Genomic DNA, 24,192 nt, shown 5'->3' with positions numbered 1-24,192 from the left:
GATGGAAGTTCAGGTTGCCAGGATCGGCAAACCCCATGGTATTCGCGGCGAAGTGACAGTGCAGCTGTTCACGGATGCGCCGGAGGACCGGTTCGAGGCCGGGGCCATCTTTCGCGCCGAGCCGGCCGCGCTTGGCCCGCTGACGGTCAGCGGTGCCCGCTGGAACAAGGACATCCTGATCCTCGGGTTCGACGGGTTCTCTGACCGCAATGCGGCAGAAACCCTGCGCGGCGCCAAACTGTTCATCGATACGGATGAGGCAGAGGATGACGACGACGACGCCTGGTACGAACATGAACTGGTGGGTCTTGAGGCGCGGGTAGGGAACGACGTCGTCGGCAAAGTCAGCGGACTCCGCACGCTCGAGGTGCAGGACCTGTTGATTGTCGAAACCTCCGCAGGCCACGAGACGCTGGTCCCGTTTGTCGCCGAAATCGTCCCCGAGGTCAACGTCGCTGACGGTTATGTGCTGCTGACCCCGCCCGCCGGGTTGTTTGAGCTGAATCTGCCCGGATCCAATCAGGCAGGCCCGGACGACGGCGAAGTGACCGACGTCGACGACGACGGCCCCGCCGACCCTGCATCTGACACAGACCCCGCCGCCGCTGCGTCTGACACAGACCCCGCCGCCGCCTCTGAGGCTGAGGGCAGCGGTCGCTAAGTGCGCATCGACGTCGTCAGTATTTTCCCGGAGTACCTGGCTGCCCTCGATCTGTCGCTGATCGGGAAGGCGAGGCAGGACGGGTTGCTGGATCTTCGGGTTCACGACCTGCGCAGCTTCACCACCGACCGGCACCGTACCGTTGACGACACGCCCTATGGCGGCGGCGCCGGAATGGTGATGAAGCCCGAGCCGTGGGCATTGGCGCTGCAGTCAGTGATAGACGCGTCGCCGGCCGAGGGCCGGCCGGTGCTGATTGTGCCATCGCCTGCAGGAGCGGTCTTTACCCAGCAAATGGCTCACGAACTGGCTGAGGAACCGCACCTTGCTTTCGCCTGCGGCAGGTATGAGGGGATCGACGAACGGGTGCTCGAGTGGGCCGGTGACCAGTTCGATGTTCGGCCGGTCAGCCTCGGCGACTACGTCCTTAACGGGGGAGAAGTCGCAGTGTTGGCGATGGTGGAGGCCGTCGGTAGGTTGCTGCCCGGAGTGGTGGGTAATCCCGAGTCACTGGTTGAAGAGTCCCACTCCGACGGGCTGCTGGAATACCCGGTTTACACCAAGCCCTCCGACTGGCGCGGCCGCGGTATTCCCGAGGTGCTGCTCAGTGGCAACCACGCGCGGATCGCCCAGTTCAGGCGGGACGAACAGTTCCGGCGCACGGCACAGCGTCGGCCGGACCTGCTGGCCGGGTTGCCGGCCGGGACGCTGAGCAAGGCAGACCTGGCCGCATTGGCGCAGCTGGGGTACGTCGTCGTCGACGGGGTGCTGACCCGTCAACCGGAGATCACCTCCGAAAGCGTTGACTGACCAACCCCATCCATATGGCATAATTGAACTTTGTGTCTACTGGGTTGTTCCCTGCCACAGGGGGAGAACTACCAACAGGCTGACACGCTGGCGACTAACTCATGGTTTGCCGGTCCAACTAATTTTCCGGCGGACATTGCCTAGGCCTTGACCGCTGTGACTAACGTGAATGACCTGTGGCGTTCACCAGGAGCAATAACCATGCATATTCTTGACGCCGTCGACGCAGCATCACTGCGCACCGACATTCCTGCATTCCGCGCCGGTGACAACCTCAAGGTGCACGTAAACATCATTGAAGGCAAGAACACCCGTGTTCAGATCTTCCAGGGCTTCGTTGTTGGCCGCCAGGGCGATGGCCTCCGCGAAACCTTCACCGTCCGCAAGGTCAGCTTCGGTGTTGGTGTGGAGCGTACCTTCCCGGTTCACTCCCCAGTCCTCGACAAGATCGAGGTTGTCTCACGTGGCGACGTTCGCCGCGCGAAGCTCTACTACATGCGCGATCTTCGCGGCAAGGCTGCCAAGATCAAGGAAAAGCGCGAACCCAAGACTGCCAAGTAACACCAGTTCTTGAACCGCACCATGCCGGGATCAGATCATCCCCGGCATTCTGCGGGAGCACAACCAGAACGCCGGCCCTTCCGGGGCTGGCGTTTTGTGCTGTCAGCACTCCTCATCGCCGTGGTGCTCGCCTCGGTCCTCAGGGCGACGGTGGTGGACATCTACTTCATTCCCTCGGAATCGATGCAGCCGCTCCTGGAAGAAGGAGACCGGGTGCTCGTTTCCCGGCTCGACGGCGAACCGCAGCGCGGCGACGTCGTCGTCTTCGACGGTCGGGGCTCGTTCGATCCCATCAGTGGGGGTGGTCCGGGGGAGCTCCTCGGGACGGTCGGCCACTGGTTAGGGGTCTCCGGCAGCGACACCGTCTACGTGAAGCGGATCCTGGGTGTCGGCGGCGACACCGTGGCGTGCTGCAGTCCGGGCGGGCAGCTGGAAGTGAACGGGAACCCACTCGACGAGCCCTACGTTTTCCCTTCGGACGCACCCAGTGACCAACAGTTCGAGGTTGAGGTCCCACAGGGTAAATTGTGGGTAATGGGTGATCACCGCTCCGATTCGTTTGATTCACGGTCGTTGCTGGGGGCACCCGGTGGGGGACTGGTCTCGACGGAGCGGGTACTGGGCCGAGCAGTGCAGATTGTCTGGCCACCCTCGCGCTCCGGCCCCATTGAACGTTTCACCGACCACCGACCTTAGGTAGATGACCAGCAGATGGCAACAAGCGTCCCCGGCAAGTCCAACGACGACGCTGATGCCCGTTCGGATGCCCCCAGCCCCGATGTGAGCCGCTCGGCGCACCGTGACCGGAGCGGGAAGAAGCAGGCGAACGACGACGGCGCCCGCAGCCTTGGTGGCTGGCTCAAGGAAATCCTGATCATCGTCGGCATTGCCATCCTGCTGTCCTTCCTGATCAAGACCTTCCTGTTCAGGGCCTTCTTCATCCCCTCCGGATCGATGGAGAACACCCTCGAGATCGACGACCGGATCTTCGTCAACCAACTGGTTCCCGCACCCTTTGAACTGCAGCGCGGCGACGTCGTCGTCTTCCAGGACACCGAGGGCTGGCTGCCAGCACCACCGCCCGGCACCGGACCCGGAGCCAACTGGGTCAAGGACGGCCTGATCTTCGTCGGCCTCCTCCCCGATGACACCCAGCAGCACCTGGTGAAGCGCGTCATCGGCATGGCCGGCGACCGGGTGGTGTGCTGCGACGACGACGGCCGGATCACGGTCAACGGCGAACCCCTCGAAGAGCCCTACCTCTACCCGGGGGCGAGCCCCTCGGATACGGAATTCGACGTGACAGTCCCCGAAGGCAAAATCTGGGTGATGGGTGACCATCGCAACGCCTCGGCCGACTCGCGCGCCAACGCTGACAAGCCCAACTCCGGATTCATCGACGTCGAGGACATTGAAGGTAAAGCTGCAGTAGTTGCCTGGCCCCTGAACCGGATGGGATTCCTCGGCAATTACCCGGAGGTCTTCGACTCAATTCCCGCGCCCGAAGCCGCCACAGCTCCCTGACTGCGATGAAATCTGCTGCCCCCACCCTCCGCTTTGAACTCTCATTCCTGGACTCGGGACACCGTTTGCTGGCCGGATGCGACGAGGTTGGCCGGGGTGCCCTCGCGGGTCCGGTCTCGGTGGGGCTCGTCATGATCGACCTTTCGGCGGTCAAGGGGTTGAGAGGAGTCCGGGACAGCAAGCTGCTGTCCCCAGCGGATCGGGTGAAGCTGGTCCCGAGGATCCAGAAATGGGCGTTGGCCTACGGCGTCGGGCATGCCACCGCGGCTGAGATTGACGACGTTGGGCTGATGCGTGCGCTGCAGCTGGCGGGAAACCGGGCCTGGGAGCAGGTTGTGGTCACTGCACGACCCGATGCTGTGATCCTTGACGGCAACCACGATTGGCTTTCGCCGCGTGAGCAAGCCACTCTCTTCGACGCCGAAACCGTGGGCCCCGGGGCGCTGGACGTTGACGCGGTGGAGGCGGAGATCTTCACCGGATGCGATGTCCCAGTCCACACCCGCATCAAAGCCGACCTGCAATGCCTTAGCGTCGCGGCGGCCAGCGTCCTGGCGAAAGTGGAACGCGACGCCATGATGGTCGCCTATGCCGCTGAGCATCCCCAGTATGGCTGGGAGATCAACAAGGGTTATGCGACGGCGGGCCACCGCGCCGCGATTGATGGCCTGGGTGCCACCGCTTTGCATCGCACCACCTGGCGGCTAGGGACCGGGGACAGGATCAGCATGCCCCGAGTGGAAATTGGGGGATGATGGGACGATGAGTGCTGAGGATCTTGAAAACTACGAAACCGACATGGAGCTGCAGCTCTACCGTGAGTACCGCGACGTCGTCGGGCTGTTCAGCTACGTGGTGGAGACTGAACGCCGGTTCTACCTCGCCAACCACGTTGACCTACAGGCGCGCTCGGCCGACGGCGAGATCTATTTCGACCTCACGCTTCAGGACGCGTGGGTGTGGGACGTCTACCGCACGGCACGGTTCGTCAAGAACGTCAGGGTGATCACCTTCAAGGACGTCAACGTCGAAGAACTGACGAAGTCCGACGACATTGCGCTGCCCAAGGATGGTCCACTCGGGAACTGATTGATTCCCTAAGGTAGGCTCTGGTAATTTCGGCACACCGCCGGATGGTATCTACAGCTTCCTGCTTCCCTCAGGGTGGGATGCGGTCGCCGTCGAACCTCTGGACCTGCCCACCTACGGGGTGGAACCCAGCGCATCGGCCTACGTCATTTCGGAGGCCTCAGGTCAGCAGATCGCCCGCTTCGACGGCGGAGTTCCGGGCGACGGCGCCGCCCTTCCAGCCCGGACCATCTGGTCCTCGACTCGGAACTGCTCCCCCAAATCGAGGCAAAGTCCAATCTCCCGGTGCACTTCGTCTTCGAATCGCTTCCCGACTATGAGAATGGTGGACGGCTGTATCAGGCGCACCTTCAAGACGCCCAGCTGAAAGCGATGCTCCTGTCATTCACGGTTAATCCTGCCTGACCATTCCTGACCCCCTTGACGGAAAGCTTCGCATTCACTAACGTACAACCACATGGTTGTAGATGAGTTGACTGACGTTGAGGTGGACCGCCTGTTCCAGGCGTTTGCTGACACCACCCGACGGGACATTCTCGTCCGAGCACTGGTCAGTGATTATTCAGTGTCCGGTTTGGCTGCCCACTACGCCATGAGTTTCGCCGCAGTGCAAAAGCATGTGGCCGTTCTTGAGCGCGCGAATCTTGTGACCAAGGAGAAGCGCGGAAGGGAGCAGATTGTGCGGGTTCATCTCGATGCGTTGAGAAGGGCGCGGCGGCTGCTCGAGGAGTACGAAGCGATCTGGCGGCAACGCGTCGACCGGATTTCCGACATCCTGGCCGAGGAAGAAGGGGCATCACCAACATGACAGTTATCAGTACACACAAGGACACCGAGGCTTTAACCCTCACGATCGTTGCCGAGTTTAGCGCCAGCGTTGAGCGGCTCTGGCAGGTCTGGGAGGATCCGCGTCAGCTCGAACGCTGGTGGGGCCCGCCGACCTACCCGGCGACGTTCGACAGCCATGATTTCGTTCCGGGCGGGAAAGCCAGTTACTACATGACCGGTCCGGAGGGGGACAAGAGCCGCGGGTGGTGGGAATTCACTGCCATCAACGCGCCCACCCATCTGGAGTTCGACGACGGTTTCGCCGATGAGAACGGGGATCCGATGGACGAAATGGGAACCACGCACAGCGTGGTCACTCTCGAAGCCATTGACAGCGGAACGCGTATGACGACCGTGTCGAGCTTCGAAAGTCTGGAGCAGCTGGAGAAGATGATCGCCATGGGCATGGAAGAAGGCATCAAGCAGGCGATGGGACAAATCGACGCCGTTCTGGAACGAACCGTGGTCTAGCTCGGGCTGTCACTCAGCGGCACCGTCCTGCACAGGGCGGGTGCTGCTGACTTTTCGCACATAGCTGGAGTAACCCGACACCTCCGGTACCGGCTGTAACAGGCTGGTACCGGAGGTGTTGTGATGAAGGCGAAGGACCGACTGGGACGCAGGGGAGAGGCGCTGGCGGCGTCGTATCTCGAAGCCGCAGGGCTGGACCTGGTGGACCACAACTGGCGCTGTGCGCTGGGGGAGATTGACCTGGTCGCGATCGACGGATCAACGCTGGTGGTGATCGAGGTGAAGACCCGCTCGTCGCTGGATTTCGGTGATCCGATGGAGGGGATTAGCGCCACCAAGCTTCACCGGCTCTATTTACTTGGTGCGAGGTGGGCGCAGGCTCATGAGCTGCGCTTTTCGGAGATCCGCGTGGATGCGGTGGCCGTGCTCGACGACGGCACCGGCGAACCCCAGATCGACTATCTCCGGGCGGTCAGCTGATGCCGCCGGGACGCATCTACGCGGTGTCACTCGTCGGGCCGAACAGCCACATCATCTCGGTGGAACCCGACATTGTCAGGGTGCCTCTTGTGGGCTCGTGGCAGGATGCTGACCACGCCGGTGGCTTATCGGGCGGAATTGCTGCTTCCGTCCGTGACGCGAGAAGGCTTCGGAAGGAGACGGGCTTTATCGTCGGTACTAACGGCCTTCCCTTTCTCCTGGCGCTTGTTTAGCCTGCGCATCCTGCCAGTCTCGAGCGCCCAAAAAGTGGCAAACAATCCAATTTCCCACCACTCAAGTAGGATCACCTCGCGGCCCGGCGCGAAGCGCTGAGCCACAAGTATTGGAACAAAGGCACCAAAAGTCATAAGGACGGCGATGACCAGGTACCCCTGTCGCGCAGACTCGCGGAGGGCGCTGAACTTGAAGAAAGGCCAGGTATTGGTAAGAACGGCCACAAATAGCGAACTTATCAAGAATATTGCCGCAAGATCGTGAATCGTGAGGGGAATGCCCCACTGGGTGAGTCCATCCATGGTTACGTCACCTGCAGGGAAGTACAGCTGTTGGCTTGCTAGGGCCAGAAACCCGATCAGGACTGCCATGGTTGCAACAAGGAAAAAGCGGGTGAGCTTATGCAGCCAGTCACGGTCGACTTCAGCTCGGAAGAGCCTCTGGACGTTCCCCGCTCGCACCTCAAGCAGGAAGACCACCAGGACTAGGAACAAGACACATGCAAGTGTGACGCGTAGGAAAAAGACGTACTCGTCTGCCGACGGAGCCAAACCGTCCGGTGTCTCTGATGACTTCAGTTTCTCCATTAGCACCGGAAAATCCGCCGGAACCAGAGCCACATAGACGGCATAGAAACCGGCGCCGTTGAGTGCATAGTCCTCGATCAGACCCACTCCCTGATAAGCGACAAGGCAAACCGCTATCGCGATAAGGGTTCCTACGAAAACGTCCCGGACCCAGCCCCCATAGTAGGCACTAATCGACCTTTCTAAATGGCCCTGCTCAATTGCGGTGGAGACAGTAACGACGAATAGCACCACTGGCAGCAAAACCAGGAGCCAACGAAGGTAGCTATACCAGATGAGGTGGATGTCCCTCGGGGTTTCGCTCTGAATGTTAGGAGGATTCGGTTGGTCTACGACTGGTGAAACCACGTTTTGCTGGCTGCCGTCTTGCACTGATTCGTTAGTCACGACAGGCCCCTTCTCTCGCATTCGCTTGGAAGAGCGTCCCGCCCCCAGCCTGATCTGTCAAGAAACCCCGGTGGTTTTGGTGATCGTCGAAGCCTCAAGTTTTTACGGCCATATCGGGCTCATTTTCGCTGGGACTACCGCCCGGCGGGTCCTGCCAGATACATCGTCAACTCCACAGTCCCACTCGCCCTGCACAGGGCGGGTGCTGCTGACTTTTCGCACATAGCTGGAGTAACCCGACACCTCCGGTACCGGCTGTAACACGCTGGTACCGGAGGTGTTGTGATGAAGGCGAAAGGCCGACTGGGACGCAGGGGAGAGGCGCTGGCGGCCTCGTATCTCGAAGCCGCAGGGCTGGACCTGGTGGACCACAACTGGCGCTGTGGACTGGGGGAGATTGACCTGGCCGCGATCGACGGATCAACGCTGGTGGTGATCGAGGTGAAGACCCGCTCGTCGCTGGATTTCGGTGATCCGATGGAGGGGATAAGCGCCACCACGCTCGAGCGGTTTTATTTACCTGGTGCGAGGTGGGCGCAGGCTCACGAGCTGCGCTTTACAGGGATCCGCGTGGACGCGGTGGCCGTGCTCGACGACGGCACCGGCGAACCCCAGATCGACCATCTCCGGGCGGTCAGCTGATGCCGCTGGGACGCACCTACGCGGTGTCGCTCGTGGGTCTGAACGGCCACATCATCGAAGTGGAGGCAGACATTGGACAAACCCTCCCGGCCTTCGTGATCCTGGGTTTACCCGATGCATCGCTCAACGAAGCGCGTGACCGAATTCGGGCCGCAGCACGCAATGCTGGGCTCCCGTTGAGCCGTCGAAAGATCACCGTCAATTTGATTCCCGCCTCTCTGCACAAGCGCGGCTCAGGCTTCGACCTGGCAATCGTCATGGCGGCCCTTGCAGCTACCGGGGAGGTAAGGCGGTGCGGCAACACCGTCTTCATCGCCGAGGTGGGCCTCGACGGCAGGCTTCGGCCGATCAGCGGCGTGCTGCCCGCGGTAATGGCCGGAGTCAAGGCGGGCCACACCCGGTTTGTGGTGGCTGCCGGCAATCACGGCGAAGCGGCGCTCGTCCCGCAGGCCGAGGTCAAAGGATTTGCGAGCCTCGCCGAAGTTTTTCTGGCGTTCGGCGCAGACCCCACGAAAGTGTCCCTGCCTGACACGCCGACTGATCCCGTGCAGGCGCCACTGCCGCCGAATCCGGGGAATCGCCAGCCAGCAATCAAAGACATGGCCGACATCGCCGGCCAGCCAGCAGCACGGTTCGCCGTCGAAATCGCCGCCGCCGGGGCCCATCACATGATGATGGTGGGTCCACCCGGGGCCGGCAAGACAATGCTGGTTGAACGAATGCCCGGGATCCTCCCCGACCTCACAGATCAGGAGGCAATGGAGGTGACAGCTATTCATTCCCTCGGTCGGGTGCTTTCCTGTCACGGGCTGCAGCGACGACCTCCGTTTGAGAGCCCGCACCACACGTCGTCAACGGCCTCGATTATCGGAGGCGGTAGCGGTATTCCGCGCCCCGGCGCCGCGTCCCGGGCACACCGCGGAGTGCTCTTCCTCGACGAGGCGCCCGAGTATCAACGGGGAGTCCTTGAGGCCTTGCGAGAGCCTTTGGAAAGTGGCGAACTGGTGCTTCACCGGTCGGCAGGGACCGCGTCGTACCCCGCCAGGTTTCAACTGGTGATGGCGCTGAATCCTTGTCCCTGTGGGCTGGCCAGCGGCAAAGGCATCGACTGCGTTTGTACTGCTGAACAGCGGCGGCGATACTTCAACCGCTTGTCCCAACCCCTACTCGACCGGGTGGATCTTCAGCTGGCGGTGGCCCGGGTTTCGCTTGCGGATTACTCCGATGGCGCCCGGGCAGAGTCGTCGGCGGTTGTTGCCGCGCGGGTGGCAGCAGCTCGCGCGGCTCAACGTGAACGGTTGGCGAAGTGGGGGGCAAACACCAACGCTGAAATGCCTTCGTCGGTGCTGAACGAAGGTCTCAAACTCCCGCGGGCGGTCACAGCGTCGGTAGACAAAGCCATGAACAACGAGACACTCACCATGCGGGGACACGATCGGGTTCTGAGGGTGGCGTGGACTCTCGCCGATCTGGGCGGACAGTCCTCGCCTACCACCCACGACGTTGAAGTCGCGCTAAACCTTCGACTGCAGGAGAGTACTTCATGACCAGTTATACCAATCCCACGGTCGTCGCCCGGGCAGCCCTATCGCGACTGTTTGAGCCATCAGACACCGTGGGTCTGGCTTTGACTCTGGCGGCTGGGCCAATCGATGCTCTGCGGATCGCGACCGGCCGGATTTCGGCTGGATCTACGTTGCCGCTGGAGGTCGCCGGGCTACTTGAATCACAGGGGATCAGTATCCGCCCGCAGGCGCTAATCGATGCGCTGGAACGATGGAGGCCGCGGGTCGCGGATCTGGCTCCCGAACGAGACCTTGCAACACTCGAACGACTGGGTGGGATACTCCTGACCCCGGAAAGTGAAGGCTGGCCCAACGCCATCGATGACCTGCAGCTCTCGGCGCCTTCCTGTCTCTGGATCCGCGGAAACTACTCGCGGGGCATACCTGAGCTCAACCGCATGGTGGCAGTGGTGGGGTCACGCGACAGCACAGCCTATGGAACAGCTGTGACAGGCGACCTGGCAGCCGGTCTGGTCACCCGCGGGTACACAGTGGTTTCGGGAGGAGCCTATGGAATCGATGCGCAGGCGCACCGCTCTGCTCTGGCAGCCGCCGATGATGAACGGACGCTGCCGACTATCGGGGTGACCGCGTGCGGCATTGATCGGTATTACCCGGCGGGCAATGAGCAGTTGCTGCGCGAAACGGCACGACGCGGGCTGCTGGTCGCCGAAGTGCCGCCCGGCGCCTCGCCAACCCGGTGGAGATTCCTGCAACGCAACAGGTTGATCGCAGCCCTGTGCGCGGTGACCGTGGTGGTTGAGGCACGCTGGCGGTCGGGTGCACTGAACACCGCCCACCACGCTGCCGGGCTGGGACGGTCCGTAGGCGCCGTACCCGGGTCGGTGTTCTCAGCCAATTCTGCGGGATGCCATCGACTCATGCGGGAGGGTAGCGCCATCTGCGTCACCGACGCCGCAGAGATCGCCGAACTGGCTGGCCCCATTGGGAGCGTCATGGTCCCTGAGCCGGACGGGGAGCATGCCGTGCACGATGGTCTCACCGTCGAGGACATCCTGCTGCTTGACGCCCTGCCTGTTCGAGCGAGCACCACCATCGACAAACTGGCCTCGGTGGCCGGATTAAGCATCCGTGACGTTCTGGCAGGACTAAGCCGGTTGGAGCTAAGCACCCTCGCAGAACGAACCCACGACGGCGGGTGGCGTCGCGGCGCCCCTCATCCCGACCACAACCGGCCCCACACCAAGCCCAAGAAACAATAAGGAAGGATCACCCCGATGAAGACGCATAAGTTCATCGATACCCCGATAGGCAGACTCCTCCTGGTCGTCGAACGGGGTGCGCTCACAGCGGTCTTTCACGACCTGCATAAGCCACCACCGATCCCATCGGCCGTTGGCCTCCCGTTCGCCAGGATATTGGGCGCGAATACGATACCTGGTCTGAGCAACGGGTCCGGCGCCCCGGGTACCTCAGGAGGTTCAGCGGGCTTGGGTACCTCGACCGGTTCAGAAGGTTCAGCGGACTCGGACACCCCGGCCGGTTCAGGAGCAGCGGGCTCGGACACCCGGGCCGGTTCAGGAGGTTCAGTAGGCTCGGGCGGACATACCTCTGCTGCCGGCGGGTCCGGCGTTGTGGAGGAGCGCATGAGTGCAGCCAGCCTGAAGGCGGACACCGCCACCTTCAACCGCGCGAGCGACCAGTTCCGCGCCTACTTCGCGGGAAGCCGACGCGCCTTCAGCCTCCCTGTCCACGCCAACGGCACTGACTTCCAGCAGAAAGTCTGGGCTGCGGTCCTGGCTATCCCGTACGGGGAGACTCGCAGCTATCGGGAACTTGCCGCGCAGCTCGGGAACCCTCTAATGGGTCGGGCGGTCGGCGCTGCCATCCGGGTCAACCCGCTGTCGATCATCATCCCCGGGCACCGCGTGGTCAGGTCCACCGGCGGTATCACAGGATATTCGGCCGGACCGGAGGTCAAGCGCTTCCTACTCGAGCTTGAGGCAGGTGATGCAATCCGTCCCGCCGCCTGAGGTCAGGCAGGGCCTGAGGTCGGGCTGCCGCCTGAGGTCGGGCAGGGCCTGTGGTCGGGCTGCCGCCTGTGATCTGGCTGGGCTTGTGATCTGGCCGTTGCCTGAGGTTAGGCTGGGCCTGTGACCCGGCTTCAACCCGGGAACTGGTTCAACCCGTGATCTGGCGACAGAAGGCCGGTAGACCGGAGCGCCTGCTTGAGGATGGACGCCGCAGGGCCCACAGTGAATAGATGCAGCAATTGCCTGAGCCCTTCCAGAGTATCGTCGCTCGGTACCAGGGCTATCTCAGCGCCGAACGGAATCGGTCTGTTCACACCGTGCGTGCCTACCTGACGGATATCGGAGGGCTGCTCCGCTTCGCTCAGGAATCCGGTGTCACACGACTGGATGAGCTGACTCTGGCTGATCTTCGGTCCTGGCTTGGTTCGATGGATGCGCAGGGCCAGGCGCGGTCGACGATTGCCCGGCGCGCTGCCACCGTTCGCAGTTTCCTCGCATGGGCGGTGCGCGAGGAACTGATCGAGGCAAACCCTGCGCTTCGACTACGCGCACCCAAACGGGAAAAAACATTGCCCGGGGTCCTATCCTCGAAACAGCTGGACGTGATCTTTGAATCCCTGCGCGCCGCATCAACCGAGGGCGACCCGATTGCCCTGAGGGACACAGCCCTCGTAGAGGTGCTTTACGGCACCGGCATCCGGGTGGGGGAGTTAGTCGGGTTGGACATTGACCACCTCGACGTGGATCGCCGGACCCTGCGCGTGGTCGGTAAAGGCAACAAGGAACGAACCGTTCCGTACGGGGTGCCTGCTGCACACGCCCTCGACGATTGGCTCCGTCGCGGCCGTCCGAAACTGGTTACCGCGGCCAGCGGCTACGCGCTGTTCCTGGGTCGACGTGGGGGCCGAATGGATCAACGCCAGGCACGGTCGACAGTCGAAAGGCTGTTCGCTGGCGTCGAAGGCACTTCGGCGACAGGACCGCACGCCTTGCGGCACAGCACTGCGACCCATCTGCTGGACGGCGGCGCAGATCTGAGGGCAGTCCAGGAAATCCTCGGACATTCGAGTCTTGCCACCACCCAGATTTATACCCACGTCTCGGTGGATCGTCTCCGTAGGAGCTATGAGCAGGCCCACCCCCGCGCCTGACGCCACACCTGGTGGTTGGCAAAGACCGACGTTGGGCGAAAGACAAGTAGCCCGAATGGCAATGTGAGTAGCACCAACGTAGTTACAGTGGCGCAATTAGACTATGTAAGGCAGAATGAACCCTAGTCTGCCGTGTCGGCGGACACAGACAGATATTTTCGTTCCCGTTGCAGGTCGTTGGGGAAGACGTACCTACAGCTATGGAGGATGGAATGTCTGGTATTACGGCGCGCGGAGTGTTGTATATTCACTCAGCCCCTTCCGCGCTATGCCCACATATCGAGTGGGCCATCGGTTCTGTGATTGATCAGCGAACCGATCTAAAGTGGACCCCTCAACCTGCCTCGCCCGGTATGTTCCGTGCCGAGTTGTCTTGGGTGGGCCCGCAGGGTTCCGGTGCGCAGCTGGCATCGGCTCTTCGCGGATGGGCCCATCTTCGGTACGAGGTCACCGAGGAACAGAGCGCTGGCGCTGATGGCGGACGGTGGTCACACACACCGGAACTGGGGATCTTCCACGCCGCCACTGACGTTCACGGCAACATCATGGTGACCGAGGACCGCATCCGGTATGCCTACGAAACGGGCGCCGGCGACCCCGCTGCCGTCTACCACGAGCTTTCCCTCGCCCTCGGCGAGTCCTGGGATGAAGAACTTGAACCCTTCCGGCACGCCGCGGAAGGCGCACCGGTCAGGTGGCTTCACCAGGTCGGCTAACAAACCACCACTGCCTTACGGACACTCACCGTCCCTGAGCTCAACCTCTTACAAGAACAGTCAAAGGCGCCGTCCCCTGAGGGACGGCGCCTTTGACTTTCGCTGGGTCGCTGGGGGCGAACCCGCTGACTTACTAGACGCTGCGAACAACTATCACAGCGTTGTGTCCGCCAAAGCCGAACGAGTTACTCAGCGCCACCAGATCACCAGCAGGAAGCGTGCGCTCGGTGGTGACAATGTCCAGCGGAATTTCAGGATCCTGGTTCTCCAGGTTGATCGTGACAGGCATCTTGCGATCATAGACAGCGAGGACCGTCATCACCGCTTCAACGGCACCTGAAGCGCCGAGCAAATGGCCGGTCTGCGACTTGGTTGCTGACACCGCCACATTGTCGATGTGTGAACCCAGCGCTGTCTTCAGAGCCACATATTCGGGTTTGTCACCAACGGGAGTGGATGTTGCGTGTGCGTTCACATGCGAAATATCCGATGGCTGCACCCGTGCGTCGAACATGGCGGCCTTCAACGCCCGCGTAGCGCCCAATCCGCCGGGATCGGGAGCAGTGATGTGGTAGGCATCGGCGGTGACCGATGTGCCAGCGAGTTCGCCGTAGATCCGGGCTCCGCGAGCCAGAGCATGTTCCTCAGCCTCGATGAGGAGGGCCCCAGCACCTTCACCCATGACGAATCCATCTCGCCCGGTGTCGTAGGGGCGTGACGCATGCTCGGGATCGTCGTTGCGACGCGAAAGCGCGTGCATCGACGCGAACGCGGCAATTGGCATGGGGTGGATAGCAGCTTCGGCGCCGCCACACATGACGACGTCGGCCTTCCCGGAGCGAATCAGCTCAAGCCCCTGGTGGAGTGCTTCGGTGCCCGAAGCACACGCCGAGACCGGCGTGTGGGCACCCGCGCGGGCACCCAGGTCCAAGCTGACGGCCGCTGCGGGCCCATTGGGCATCAACATGGGCACCGTCATGGGCAGCACACGGCGTGGGCCCTTGGCGCGGAGGGTGTCCCACGCATCCAGCAGGGTCCACACCCCGCCGATACCGGTTGCGAAGGCTACCGCAAACCGGTCATGATCAATTTCTTCAAGCCCGGAATCCCGCCAGGCTTCGCGGGCTGCGATGACCGCGAACTGGGTGGACGGATCCATGCGCTTGGCTTCGACTCGCGAGAGGACCTCGCTGGCAGGGGTGGTGACCTGTGCCGCGAAGGTCACAGGCAGCTCGTACTCCTGGACCCAGTCGGCTTCGATGGTTCGAGCACCGGAAACACCTTTGAGGGCGTTCTTCCACATGGTGGGAACGTCGCCGCCGATGGGCGTCGTCGCGCCTAGGCCAGTGATCACTACTTTGCGTGCCATGGTTCACTCTCTAAAACGTGGGGGTGTTGCGATGGAACGTGCTGGTGGGCGTCTTCCGGGCCGCCGGCACCCGAGGATGCCGGCGGCCCCGAAGTCTGAAAAATCTAGGCCTGCGCGCCGGAGATGAAGTTGACGGCGTCGCCGACGGTCTTCAGGTTCTTGACCTCTTCGTCGGGGATGCGAACGCCGAACTTTTCCTCGGCGTTGACCACGATGGTCATCATCGAGATGGAGTCGATGTCCAGGTCATCGGTGAAGGACTTGTCCATCTCAACCGACTCTGGTGCAAGACCAGTTTCCTCGTTGACGATTTCGGCCAGTCCGGCCAGGATTTCTTCGTTGCTAGCCATGGATGGCTCCTTTTCTTGTCTAGCCGGATCAATGATCCGACATGGTTAATCAAACCGCGGTTGACGGTTTGGCTTGGGGAAAACTAGGGGAGTACTACCACCTGTGCGCCGAACACCAACCCGGCGCCAAAACCGATCTGCAGCGCAAGACCGCCACTCAGGGCGGGATTTTCCTGCAGCATGCGGTGCATGGCAAGTGGAATGGAGGCGGCGGAGGTGTTTCCCGCGTCTACGATATCGCGAGCCACCTCGACATGCTCGGGAAGCTTGAGTTGCTTGACCATTTCATCGATGATGCGGATATTCGCCTGATGAGGGACAAACGCGACCAGGTCGTCAGCTGTGACCCCGGCTTCGTCGAGAGCACGTTGTGCCACCTTGGCCATCTCCCAGACAGCCCAACGGAAGACGGTCTGCCCGTCCTGGCGCATGGTGGGCCAGGAGGCCTTCGGCGCGTCGTCGAGGGATCCACCCACTGCGGCAACCGAGGCCAACTCGGCATCCCGGATGTCGAGGAGCGAGTGGGACATCCGGATGGCCTGGTGCTTGCTGCCATCGGAGCCCCAGACGGACGGACCAATCCCGGCGCTGTCGGCAGGACCGATCACCACCGCGCCGGCCCCGTCGCCCAGCAGGAAGGAAATAGTGCGGTCTGCGTTGTCGATGAAGTCCGACAGCTTCTCAACGCCCACCACCAGCACGTACTCGGCAGTTCCGGCGTGCACCATCGCATCAGCCTGCGCAATGCCATAGCAATAACCTGCACAGGCTGCGGAAATGTCGTAGGCCGCGCCGGAGTTGCTCCCAACCGGTCGGTGAGCTGGGCGGCTGCCGAGGGAGTGGCATAGGGGTGGGTCACGGTTGAGACGAGCACGGCGTCGAGCTGGGATGCCTCAATGCCAGCGTTCTCCAGAGCGCTTCGCGCAGCAGCTTCGGCCATGTCGATCACACTGGTGTCCCGGTCGGCGCGATGCCGCGTCACAATCCCGGTCCGCTGCCGGATCCACTCATCAGAAGAATCTATCCACTGACAGACGTCTTCATTGGTCACAATGACATCGGGGCGGAAAGCCCCAATACCGAGGATGCGGGTGTGCTCGCGCAGTGGAGCTTGCTTCAAAGCCGGGGCGTTCACGAATGTCCTTCTGCGATGGGGGAAATGACCGGATCCGGTGTACGGGAATGCTCATCAATGAAGGCAGCCGCAGCATCAAGATCCTCTGGCGATTTTACGGCCAATGTGGGGGTCCCGCGCATTCCGCGCTTCATCAGGCCGGTTAAAGTACCCGCCGGCGAAAGTTCGATCACCCCGGACACACCCATCTGTTCCATCTGGGCCATGCAGAGATCCCATCTGACCGGCCGGGATACCTGGGCGATCAGACTGTCCAGATTGCCCTCCCCGGTGACCACCGGTGCCCCATCAAAGTTGGACAACAGGGTGGCGGCCGGTGCCATCGGCATCAGGGACCCTCTCAGCTCCTGCAACGCTGTCGCAGCCGGGCTCATGTGATGAGTGTGGAAGGCGCCCGCCACCTTGAGGGGGATGACTCGGGCCTTGGCTGGCGGATCGGCTGTCAAAGCCGCGAGCTGCTCCAGGGTGCCGGCAGCGACTACCTGGCCACCACCATTGCTGTTCGCCGCTGTCAGGCCGTGCCGCGCAAGTACGGTGGCGACGTCGTCGGGATCTCCACCCAGCACTGCACTCATACCGGTGGGAACGACCGCAGCCGCCTCCGCCATCGCTGTCGCTCGGACGCGAACAAATGTTACGGCGTCCTGTTCGGACAATGCACCGGAAATGGCCGACGCCGTCAGCTCGCCGACCGAGTGACCGGCGACAACTGTCGCTGCAGTCATTGGACGATTGGCCAGCAGTACACGGGCTGTCACCAAGCCGGCAGCAACAATCAGGGGTTGCGCCACCGCCGTGTCCTTGATCGTTTCCTCATCGGACTCGGTGCCGTGCCGGATGAGATCCAGACCGGCCTGGCCGCTGAGGGAGTCGAGATGATCAGAGACGCCCGGAAGTTCCAACCAGGGGCTCAGGAAACCGGGCGTTTGGGACCCCTGACCGGGGCAGACGATTGCAAGCACTTTTCAAGCTTTCCAAACTGGGAGAGGTTTATTGGGTATCCCGGTGCACGAAGCTCCGGGGGTCGCTTTGTAGGAAGTCTACAACGAGGGACCGGGTTACGGACGAGTAACAGGGCGCTCGGCCGGCCCTGGCGATGGTTGGGACAGTCTGCCCACCACGAGCGCCGTCTGCAGAACAAACGCCTCACGGGGGAGCAACGGATCCCATCCGGTGATGTCGCAGACCCGTCGTAGCCGGTAGCGAACGGTGTTCGCGTGGACGAACAACGCGCGGGAGGTTGCCTCAAGCGAATGCCCCAGATTGAGGTAGGAGGACAGGGTCTCCTCGAGGCCATTCGATGCACCCACCAGCGGACGGTAGATGTTGCGAATCAGCGCCTTTCGCGCCGTGTCGTCGCCGGAGATGACCCGTTCGGGCCACAGGTCGTCGGCAGCAACCGGGCGTGGCGCGGCAGGCCAGGCACGCGCCGCGGTCAGTCCGGCGAAAGCCGCCTGCGCTGAGCTGCTCGCGGCCACCAGGGATTCGGATTCGGGTCCGTACACCACAGGCCCCGGCCCAAACAGATCGCTCAAACGGCTGTAGGTGCTTTCGTTGTTCTCCACCCCGCCGAGGACGAGGATCAACCGGTCGCCCTGGATTCCCACCAGGGTGTCTTCGGCGATTCGATCGGTGGTGCGCCGCAACTCGTTGAGGAATAGGGCGTTGGGCTCCGGCGGGGAACTGCCTACCATGACGGTAATTCTGGCCTGGGACTGCCAGCCCACTGCGGCGATCCGTGAACGTAAGGCGTCCGAACTTTCCCCGCGGAGGATGGCGTCGACCACGAGTGCTTCGAGCCGGGTGTCCCAGGACCCGCGGGTCTCAGCGGCCCGCGCGTACACGTCGGCAGCAGCAAATGCCACCTCCCGTGAATAGCGTAGAACGGCTTCGCGGAGTGCGCCCTGGTCGGCGTCAGCTGCCAGGTCAGGCACCCGGTCCTCGACCACTTGAACCACTACGCGGATCAGTTGCAGCGCCTTCTGCAGGCTGATTGAGCGGGTGAGCTCGGTTGGTGCGGTGCCAAAAACGTCGCTGAGGACCCAGGCCGGCGAAACCGGGCGCTGATACCAGTTGACGAAAGACGCGATTCCCTTCTGCGCCACCAGTCCCAGAGCAGACCGCTCATCCGGACGTAATCCCCGGTACCAGGGCAGCGACGCATCGAGTTGCTGCAGGGTGGCGGTTGACAGGGCGCCGATCTTCGACTTCAGCCGCTCCACCGTGTCCGGGTCGGCTACAGGGATCTGAGCCCTGCGGGAACTGGGTGGAAAGGGGCGTTCGGACACAGGCATGGGTTGAGCATACGTCCCCTCGGCCTCAGGCTCCATTTTGTGTGGAGGCTACAAACACGCCGCCAGCACGCCACGCACCCAACAGAAACGGCCCTGGGCCTCAGATCCACCGGTTGCAACCGGCAAACCTGAGCCCGAGGGCCGTTTCTGACTCGAGCGAGCGGCTGTGCCCGCCGACGCTGTACCTACCTAGGCCGTGTCAGCCCGCCGGCGTGTGCCTGCCGACGCCGCCGTAGTCGCTAGCCCACTGTGCGGGTTAGCTGTCCCCGCCGGTGTTGCCGGTGGTGCCGGCGTTCACATCAAGCAGCTTGTACTTGTCGATCGCTTCGGCAGGCGCTCCAGCGTCCACCTCCCCGCGGCGTGCCAGCATCTCGAGGGCTCGCACCACCACGGAGTGGCTGTCGATTTTGAAGAACCGGCGTGCCGCGGCCCGGGTGTCGGAGAAACCGAACCCGTCGGCGCCGAGCGTCGCGAACTCGTTCGGCAGGAACTGACGCACCTGGTCCGGAATAGCCTTCATGTAGTCGGTCACTGCCACGATCGGACCGGTGGCGCCTTCGAGTTGCTGGGTGATGAACGGTACCCGGGCATCTTCGGACGGGTTCAGGAACGCGTCCTCTTCAGCCGCGAGCCCGTCCCTGCGCAACTCGTTCCAGGAGGTTACCGACCACACGTCAGCGGAGACACCCCAGTCGTCAGCGAGAATCTGCTGCGCTTCCAGGGCCCATGGCACCGAGACCCCGGAGGCAAGCAACTGGGCGCGCGCTCCGTCGATCTTGGCCGGCGACAGCAGATAAATGCCCTTGAGAATTCCCTCGACGTCGAGCTCTTCCGGTTCCTTGGGCTGCAGGATCGGCTCGTTGTAGACCGTGATGTAGTACATCAGGTTTCGGTCCTCTGACCCTTCGCCATACATGCGCTTCAAACCGTCCCGCACAATGTGGCCGATTTCGTAGCCGTAGGCCGGATCGTAGGTGACCACTGCCGGGTTGGTGGAGGCCAGCAGTGGGGAGTGCCCGTCAGCGTGCTGTAGTCCTTCACCGGTCAGGGTGGTGCGACCCGCGGTGGCCCCGATGATGAACCCGCGGGTCATCTGGTCGGCTGCAGCCCAGTAGGAATCGCCGGTGCGCTGGAAACCGAACATCGAGTAGAACACGTAGACGGGGATCAACGGTTCGCCGTGGGTGGCGTAGGCAGTTCCGGCGGCGGTGAACGCTGCTACCGAACCAGCCTCGTTGATACCTGCGTGCAGGATCTGTCCTTCGACCGACTCTTTGTAGGCCAGGACGAGATCCCGGTCCACCGACAGATAGTTCTGCCCATTCGGGTTGTAGATCTTGGCCGTCGGGAAGAATGAGTCCATCCCGAAGGTGCGTGCCTCATCAGGGATGATCGGCACCACCCGGTTGCCGAACTCCTTGTCCCGCATCAGGTCCTTCAACAGCCTGACGAACGCCATGGTGGTGGCAGCCATCTGCTTCCCGGAGCCCCGCTTGGCTACCTCGTAGGCCTTGTCGCCCGGAAGGGTAATCTCCGTGTGCTTGTTCCGGCGCTCGGGGACAAAGCCGCCCAGTGCCTTGCGGCGGTCCAGGAGGTACTTGATCTCGGGGGCATCCGCACCTGGGTGGTAGTACGGGGCGTTGTAGAGGTCGTCGTCGATCTGCTCGTCGGAGACGGGGATTCGAAGGTGGTCCCTGAACGCCTTCAGGTCTTCCGACGTCAGCTTCTTCATCTGGTGGGTCGCGTTGCGTCCCTCGAAGTGTGGTCCGAGACCATAACCCTTGACCGTCTTGGCCAGGATGACGGTCGGCTTCCCCTTGAACTCGGTTGCGGCTTTGTAGGCGGCGAAAACCTTGCGGTAGTCGTGGCCACCCCGCTTGAGCTTCCAGACGGCGTCGTCGCTGTAGTCAGCGACCATTTCCTTGGTCTGCGGCGTCTTTCCGAAGAAGTGCTCGCGGACAAATCCACCGGATTCCGCCTTGTATGTCTGGTAGTCGCCGTCGGGCGTGGAGTTCATGATCCCGACGAGAGATCCGTCCTCGTCCTTCTCCAGCAGCTCGTCCCACTCGCGGCCCCAGACCACCTTGATGACGTTCCAGCCGGCGCCACGGAAGAACGCCTCAAGTTCCTGCATGATCTTGCCATTACCGCGCACCGGCCCGTCGAGGCGCTGCAGGTTGCAGTTGATGACGAAGTTGAGATTGTCCAGCCGTTCGTTGGCTGCTAGCTGCAGCAGGCCGCGCGACTCCGGTTCGTCCATTTCGCCGTCGCCGAGGAACGCCCAGACCTGCTGGTCGGAGGTGTCCTTGATGCCACGGTTGTGGAGATACCGGTTGGACTGGGCCTGGTAGATCGCGTTCATGGGGCCGATGCCCATGGACACGGTGGGGAATTCCCAGAACTCCGGCATCAGGCGCGGGTGCGGGTACGAGGAGAGGGCGTGGCCCTCTTTCGACTTCTCCTGCCGGAATCCGTCGAGGTCTTCCTCGGTCAGGCGTCCCTCAAGGAAAGCCTGGCATACATCCCGGGGGAGGCATGGCCCTGGAAGAACACCTGATCGCCACCGCCCGGGTGGTCCTTGCCGCGGAAGAAGTGGTTAAAACCGACTTCGTAGAGCGTGGCCGCGCCCGCATAGGTGGAGATGTGGCCGCCGACCCCGATTTCGGGGCGTTGAGCGCGGTGCACCATGACGGCCGCATTCCAGCGCATCCAGGCGCGGAACTTGCGCTCGATCTCTTCGTCACCCGGGAAGTCGGGTTCCTGGTCCACCGGGATGGTGTTCACGTAGTCGGTCGTTGTCACCATCGGCACGCCGACGCTCCGCGCACCGGCACGCTGCAACAGCGAACGCATGATGAATTGGGCCCGTTCGGTGCCCTGGACCCGGATCAGCTCATCGAGGGATTCAATCCACTCGGCTGTTTCTTCCGGATCACCGTCCGTGCCGCCGGCCAAATTGCTTAGAATCTCCGGTCCACCCTGCTCTACAGCCACGCCAAACCTCTCCCACTTCGCAGATGATTTCTGCGATGCTCAAAACTGCCGCAACGGAGCTGTACTCCGAAGCCTGTCTGTAGCCACAATCCAAGATTGTCAGGATCGTGACGGATCACTTAGTTACTCTAGCCGCGACGTGCCGGGGATGCGTAGCCGGGACGGGGTGACAAGCGGCTCAGCGCGGCGAAGACCGGCTATAAGGTGTAGGTATGCAGGCAATAGACCGCTGGAAACCCGTGCTGGCTTGATGCATGGCGTTAAAGGGTGTTGGCTGGTAATAATGCATATCAACGTAACTAGTGGTCCCGTCCGCAGGATGGTCCACAGTCTTTCGGGAGGACAACAGTGAGCGAGGCCGAAGCCGCCACAGCGGATACCGTGGCGGGCAAGTTGGGTTTCAAGGACGGGGACCTGCTGCAGGAACTCGGATACGACGAGGATGTGGACTTTGATTTCCGCGCCACCCTCGAAGATGAAACCGGATCGGAATTGCTCACGGAAGACGATCAGGACGTTGTCGACGGTGTGCTCCTCTGGTGGCGCAGCGACGACGGCGACCTGGTCGACGCGCTCGTGGACTCCCTGACCTGCCTCGACGAGGGTGGCACTGTGTGGGTACTCACCCCCAAGTCCGGACGCGACGGCTACGTTGCTCCCTCCCTGATCCAGGAAGCGGCACCAACAGCTGGACTGCACGCGACGTCGTCGGCCGGTGTGTCAAAGGATTGGGCAGCCACCCGTTTGGTCAGCCGACGGAAAAGCTAGCATGACCGGGCTCCCGGCAATCGGCGAGCCAGCGCCGGACTTCGCACTGTCAAATCAGTTCGGCGAAACAATTCGTCTTAGCGACCTGCGCGGGACACCAGTCGCGCTGGTGTTCTACCCCTTCGCCTTCTCGGGTGTCTGCACCGGTGAGCTCTGCGAGTTGCGTGACAACCTGGCCATGTTCGACGACGACGGCGTCCGCCTCCTCGCGGTCTCGGTGGACTCGAAGTACACCCTGCGGGCCTACGCCGAAGAGCAGGGCTTCGGCTTCGATCTATTGGCGGACTTCTGGCCGCACGGCGCCCTCGCAATCCGATACGGGGCCTTCGATGCCACCCGTGGTTACGCCGAGCGGGCCACCTTCCTGATCGACCCGGACGGGGTCATCGCAGCGACCTTCAGAACCGAACTCGGCGCCCCTCGTCCGCTTCGGGCTTACCAGACGGCACTGACCACCCTTGCCGCACCGGTGCAACTCTCCTGATGACCGCCAACGCTCCCGATGCCAAAGCCCCTAAAGGTTTAGGGTTGACTGGTTTCGCCAGCGGCGATCCTGTGGCCACCGGCCAGGACCTCACCGCAGAGCAGGGGAGGGCGATGGGGGCGGTAGTCGAGTTGCTGAGCGGCCACCGACTGGCGGTGCTGACCGGGGCCGGACTCAGCACAGATTCGGGGATCCCAGATTATCGCGGCCCCGAATCGGTTCCCCGGAGCCCCATGACCTATCAGCAGTTCGTCGGGGACGAACTACTGCGGCGCCGCTACTGGGCCCGGAACCATGTGGGCTGGCATCATCTCCGTCACGCGGACCCCAATCCCGGACACCTGGCGTTGGCAACACTCGAGGCGCGGGGTCTGCTGTCCGGGCTGATCACCCAGAACGTTGACCGGCTCCACTCGGCCGCTGGTAGCGCCGAGGTGATCGACCTGCATGGCACCTACGACCGCGTGGTATGCCTGCAATGCCGGACGCAATACAGCCGCGCCGAGATCGCCGTCCTCCTTGAAGCACTCAACCCCGGTTATCTGGAGCGTGAGTCCGACGCCGGGGACGTGGCACCCGACGCCGATGCCGACGTCGACGACACCGGCGATTTCGTCATGGCCCCCTGCCCCAACTGCTCAGGCATGCTGAAACCAGACTTTGTGTACTTCGGAGAGAACGTGCCGAAGGACAGGGTTGCCGAGGCCTACCAGGTGGTCGATGCCGGCGATGCCCTCCTGGTGGCCGGATCGTCGCTGACGGTAATGAGTGGACTGCGTTTTGTACGACACGCATCCAAGGCAGGAAAGCCGGTGGTAATCATCAATCGGGGTAAGACCCGAGGCGACGATCTGGCCAATCTCCTAGTGGACATCGGGGTGTCGGAGGCGTTGACCTTCCTCGTCGAATCCCTGCCGGACCTAGAGCGCCGTTAGCCCGGCGGCGATTGGCATTCCATTTGGAATGCCAGTAGAGTAATTCTTCGTTGGTTGGCCGGTCCAAGGACCGCTGGCAACGTGTTCGGGTCTTTAGCTCAGCTGGTAGAGCGCCACGTTTACACCGTGGATGTCATCGGTTCGATCCCGGTAGGACCCACCA

Annotated in this window: 24 protein-coding genes, 1 tRNA gene and 2 pseudogenes; 20 read left to right on the top strand and 7 right to left on the bottom strand. The window is 62.5% G+C overall.

What is annotated here, in order from left to right:
* Position 1: 1 nt before the first annotated feature.
* From rimM to DDA93_RS01565, 10 genes are all read left to right on the top strand, one after another.
* Positions 2 to 661 carry a ribosome maturation factor RimM gene (rimM, locus tag DDA93_RS01615; RefSeq protein ID WP_116777897.1) on the top strand — a complete coding sequence of 220 codons (660 nt, stop codon included), beginning with the start codon at positions 2 to 4 and terminating at the stop codon, positions 659 to 661.
* A complete protein-coding gene (gene trmD / locus DDA93_RS01610) occupies positions 662 to 1,471 on the top strand; it encodes a tRNA (guanosine(37)-N1)-methyltransferase TrmD (protein ID WP_116777896.1) in 810 nt (269 codons plus the stop codon).
* Positions 1,472 to 1,672: 201 nt separating this feature from the next.
* Entirely contained in the window at positions 1,673 to 2,032 is a 360-nt protein-coding gene (gene rplS / locus DDA93_RS01605) for a 50S ribosomal protein L19 (RefSeq protein ID WP_019482917.1), read from the top strand.
* A gap of 21 nt (positions 2,033 to 2,053) precedes the next feature.
* Positions 2,054 to 2,728, top strand: a complete 675-nt coding sequence (lepB, locus tag DDA93_RS01600) for a signal peptidase I (RefSeq protein WP_024476908.1) — start codon at positions 2,054 to 2,056, stop codon at positions 2,726 to 2,728.
* A 15-nt stretch (positions 2,729 to 2,743) separates the two neighbouring features.
* Entirely contained in the window at positions 2,744 to 3,556 is an 813-nt protein-coding gene (lepB, locus tag DDA93_RS01595) for a signal peptidase I (protein WP_019482915.1), read from the top strand.
* Between the two features lie 5 nt (positions 3,557 to 3,561).
* Entirely contained in the window at positions 3,562 to 4,311 is a 750-nt protein-coding gene (locus tag DDA93_RS01590) for a ribonuclease HII (RefSeq protein WP_116777895.1), read from the top strand.
* Between the two features lie 7 nt (positions 4,312 to 4,318).
* The gene (locus DDA93_RS01585; RefSeq protein WP_019482913.1) at positions 4,319 to 4,645 is read left to right on the top strand and encodes a DUF2469 domain-containing protein; all 327 of its coding nucleotides are present in this window, start codon (positions 4,319 to 4,321) and stop codon (positions 4,643 to 4,645) included.
* Between the two features lie 457 nt (positions 4,646 to 5,102).
* Complete coding sequence (locus tag DDA93_RS01575) at positions 5,103 to 5,453, top strand: winged helix-turn-helix transcriptional regulator (RefSeq protein ID WP_019482911.1); 351 nt, start codon at positions 5,103 to 5,105, stop codon at positions 5,451 to 5,453.
* Positions 5,450 to 5,944 (top strand): SRPBCC domain-containing protein, encoded by a 495-nt coding sequence (locus DDA93_RS01570; protein ID WP_116777893.1) that lies wholly within the window; start codon positions 5,450 to 5,452, stop codon positions 5,942 to 5,944. Before DDA93_RS01575 ends, DDA93_RS01570 begins: the two co-directional genes overlap by 4 nt.
* A gap of 123 nt (positions 5,945 to 6,067) precedes the next feature.
* Complete coding sequence (locus tag DDA93_RS01565) at positions 6,068 to 6,424, top strand: YraN family protein (RefSeq protein WP_116777892.1); 357 nt, start codon at positions 6,068 to 6,070, stop codon at positions 6,422 to 6,424.
* Positions 6,425 to 6,549: 125 nt separating this feature from the next.
* Here DDA93_RS01565 and DDA93_RS01560 read toward each other — a convergent pair whose 3' ends face one another.
* Positions 6,550 to 7,632 (bottom strand): hypothetical protein, encoded by a 1,083-nt coding sequence (locus DDA93_RS01560; protein ID WP_116777891.1) that lies wholly within the window; start codon positions 7,630 to 7,632, stop codon positions 6,550 to 6,552.
* 285 nt (positions 7,633 to 7,917) lie between these two features.
* On the opposite strand from DDA93_RS01560, the gene DDA93_RS01555 reads away from it, so the two are divergent.
* The 6 genes from DDA93_RS01555 to DDA93_RS01530 all read left to right on the top strand — a co-directional run bounded on the left by DDA93_RS01555 (position 7,918) and on the right by DDA93_RS01530 (position 13,700).
* A complete protein-coding gene (locus tag DDA93_RS01555; RefSeq protein WP_116777890.1) occupies positions 7,918 to 8,274 on the top strand; it encodes a YraN family protein in 357 nt (118 codons plus the stop codon).
* Entirely contained in the window at positions 8,274 to 9,821 is a 1,548-nt protein-coding gene (locus DDA93_RS01550) for a YifB family Mg chelatase-like AAA ATPase (RefSeq protein WP_116777889.1), read from the top strand. Before DDA93_RS01555 ends, DDA93_RS01550 begins: the two co-directional genes overlap by 1 nt.
* A complete protein-coding gene (gene dprA / locus DDA93_RS01545) occupies positions 9,818 to 11,062 on the top strand; it encodes a DNA-processing protein DprA (RefSeq protein ID WP_116777888.1) in 1,245 nt (414 codons plus the stop codon). The genes DDA93_RS01550 and dprA overlap by 4 nt, the downstream gene beginning before the upstream one ends.
* 384 nt (positions 11,063 to 11,446) lie before the next feature.
* Positions 11,447 to 11,833, top strand: a complete 387-nt coding sequence (locus DDA93_RS16270) for a methylated-DNA--[protein]-cysteine S-methyltransferase (RefSeq protein WP_165802545.1) — start codon at positions 11,447 to 11,449, stop codon at positions 11,831 to 11,833.
* A 230-nt stretch (positions 11,834 to 12,063) separates the two neighbouring features.
* Positions 12,064 to 12,984 carry a tyrosine recombinase XerC gene (locus tag DDA93_RS01535; RefSeq protein WP_116777886.1) on the top strand — a complete coding sequence of 307 codons (921 nt, stop codon included), beginning with the start codon at positions 12,064 to 12,066 and terminating at the stop codon, positions 12,982 to 12,984.
* Positions 12,985 to 13,196: 212 nt separating this feature from the next.
* Positions 13,197 to 13,700 carry a DUF3145 domain-containing protein gene (locus DDA93_RS01530; RefSeq protein ID WP_024476918.1) on the top strand — a complete coding sequence of 168 codons (504 nt, stop codon included), beginning with the start codon at positions 13,197 to 13,199 and terminating at the stop codon, positions 13,698 to 13,700.
* Positions 13,701 to 13,833: 133 nt separating this feature from the next.
* Here DDA93_RS01530 and fabF read toward each other — a convergent pair whose 3' ends face one another.
* The 6 genes and pseudogenes from fabF to aceE all read right to left on the bottom strand — a co-directional run bounded on the left by fabF (position 13,834) and on the right by aceE (position 21,842).
* Positions 13,834 to 15,069 carry a beta-ketoacyl-ACP synthase II gene (gene fabF / locus DDA93_RS01525; protein ID WP_019482901.1) on the bottom strand — a complete coding sequence of 412 codons (1,236 nt, stop codon included), beginning with the start codon at positions 15,067 to 15,069 and terminating at the stop codon, positions 13,834 to 13,836.
* A 104-nt stretch (positions 15,070 to 15,173) separates the two neighbouring features.
* Complete coding sequence (locus DDA93_RS01520) at positions 15,174 to 15,419, bottom strand: acyl carrier protein (protein ID WP_019482900.1); 246 nt, start codon at positions 15,417 to 15,419, stop codon at positions 15,174 to 15,176.
* 83 nt (positions 15,420 to 15,502) lie between these two features.
* Positions 15,503 to 16,554 (bottom strand): annotated as a pseudogene (locus DDA93_RS01515) (beta-ketoacyl-ACP synthase III).
* Positions 16,551 to 17,516, bottom strand: a complete 966-nt coding sequence (locus DDA93_RS01510; RefSeq protein ID WP_024475983.1) for an ACP S-malonyltransferase — start codon at positions 17,514 to 17,516, stop codon at positions 16,551 to 16,553. The pseudogene DDA93_RS01515 and the gene DDA93_RS01510 overlap by 4 nt, the downstream one beginning before the upstream one ends.
* Before the next feature lie 96 nt (positions 17,517 to 17,612).
* Positions 17,613 to 18,848, bottom strand: a complete 1,236-nt coding sequence (locus DDA93_RS01505; RefSeq protein WP_019482897.1) for a helix-turn-helix domain-containing protein — start codon at positions 18,846 to 18,848, stop codon at positions 17,613 to 17,615.
* 256 nt (positions 18,849 to 19,104) lie between these two features.
* Positions 19,105 to 21,842: pseudogene (gene aceE / locus DDA93_RS01500) on the bottom strand (pyruvate dehydrogenase (acetyl-transferring), homodimeric type).
* A 348-nt stretch (positions 21,843 to 22,190) separates the two neighbouring features.
* On the opposite strand from aceE, the gene DDA93_RS01495 reads away from it, so the two are divergent.
* The 4 genes from DDA93_RS01495 (at position 22,191) to DDA93_RS01480 (ending at position 24,192) form a co-directional block, all read left to right on the top strand.
* Positions 22,191 to 22,610 carry a DUF3052 domain-containing protein gene (locus DDA93_RS01495; RefSeq protein ID WP_019482895.1) on the top strand — a complete coding sequence of 140 codons (420 nt, stop codon included), beginning with the start codon at positions 22,191 to 22,193 and terminating at the stop codon, positions 22,608 to 22,610.
* 1 nt (position 22,611) lies between these two features.
* Entirely contained in the window at positions 22,612 to 23,094 is a 483-nt protein-coding gene (locus DDA93_RS01490; RefSeq protein ID WP_116777885.1) for a peroxiredoxin, read from the top strand.
* The gene (locus DDA93_RS01485) at positions 23,094 to 24,029 is read left to right on the top strand and encodes an NAD-dependent protein deacetylase (protein WP_116777884.1); all 936 of its coding nucleotides are present in this window, start codon (positions 23,094 to 23,096) and stop codon (positions 24,027 to 24,029) included. The genes DDA93_RS01490 and DDA93_RS01485 overlap by 1 nt, the downstream gene beginning before the upstream one ends.
* Positions 24,030 to 24,116: 87 nt before the next feature.
* A tRNA-Val gene (locus tag DDA93_RS01480) sits at positions 24,117 to 24,192 on the top strand.

Origin of the sequence: Arthrobacter sp. Bz4, from assembly GCF_003075455.1 — a bacterium.
In the GTDB taxonomy this organism is placed as follows: domain Bacteria; phylum Actinomycetota; class Actinomycetes; order Actinomycetales; family Micrococcaceae; genus Arthrobacter_D.
The sequence above is the reverse complement of the archived record's forward strand: the minus strand, read 5'-3'. Positions and strand labels throughout refer to the sequence as shown.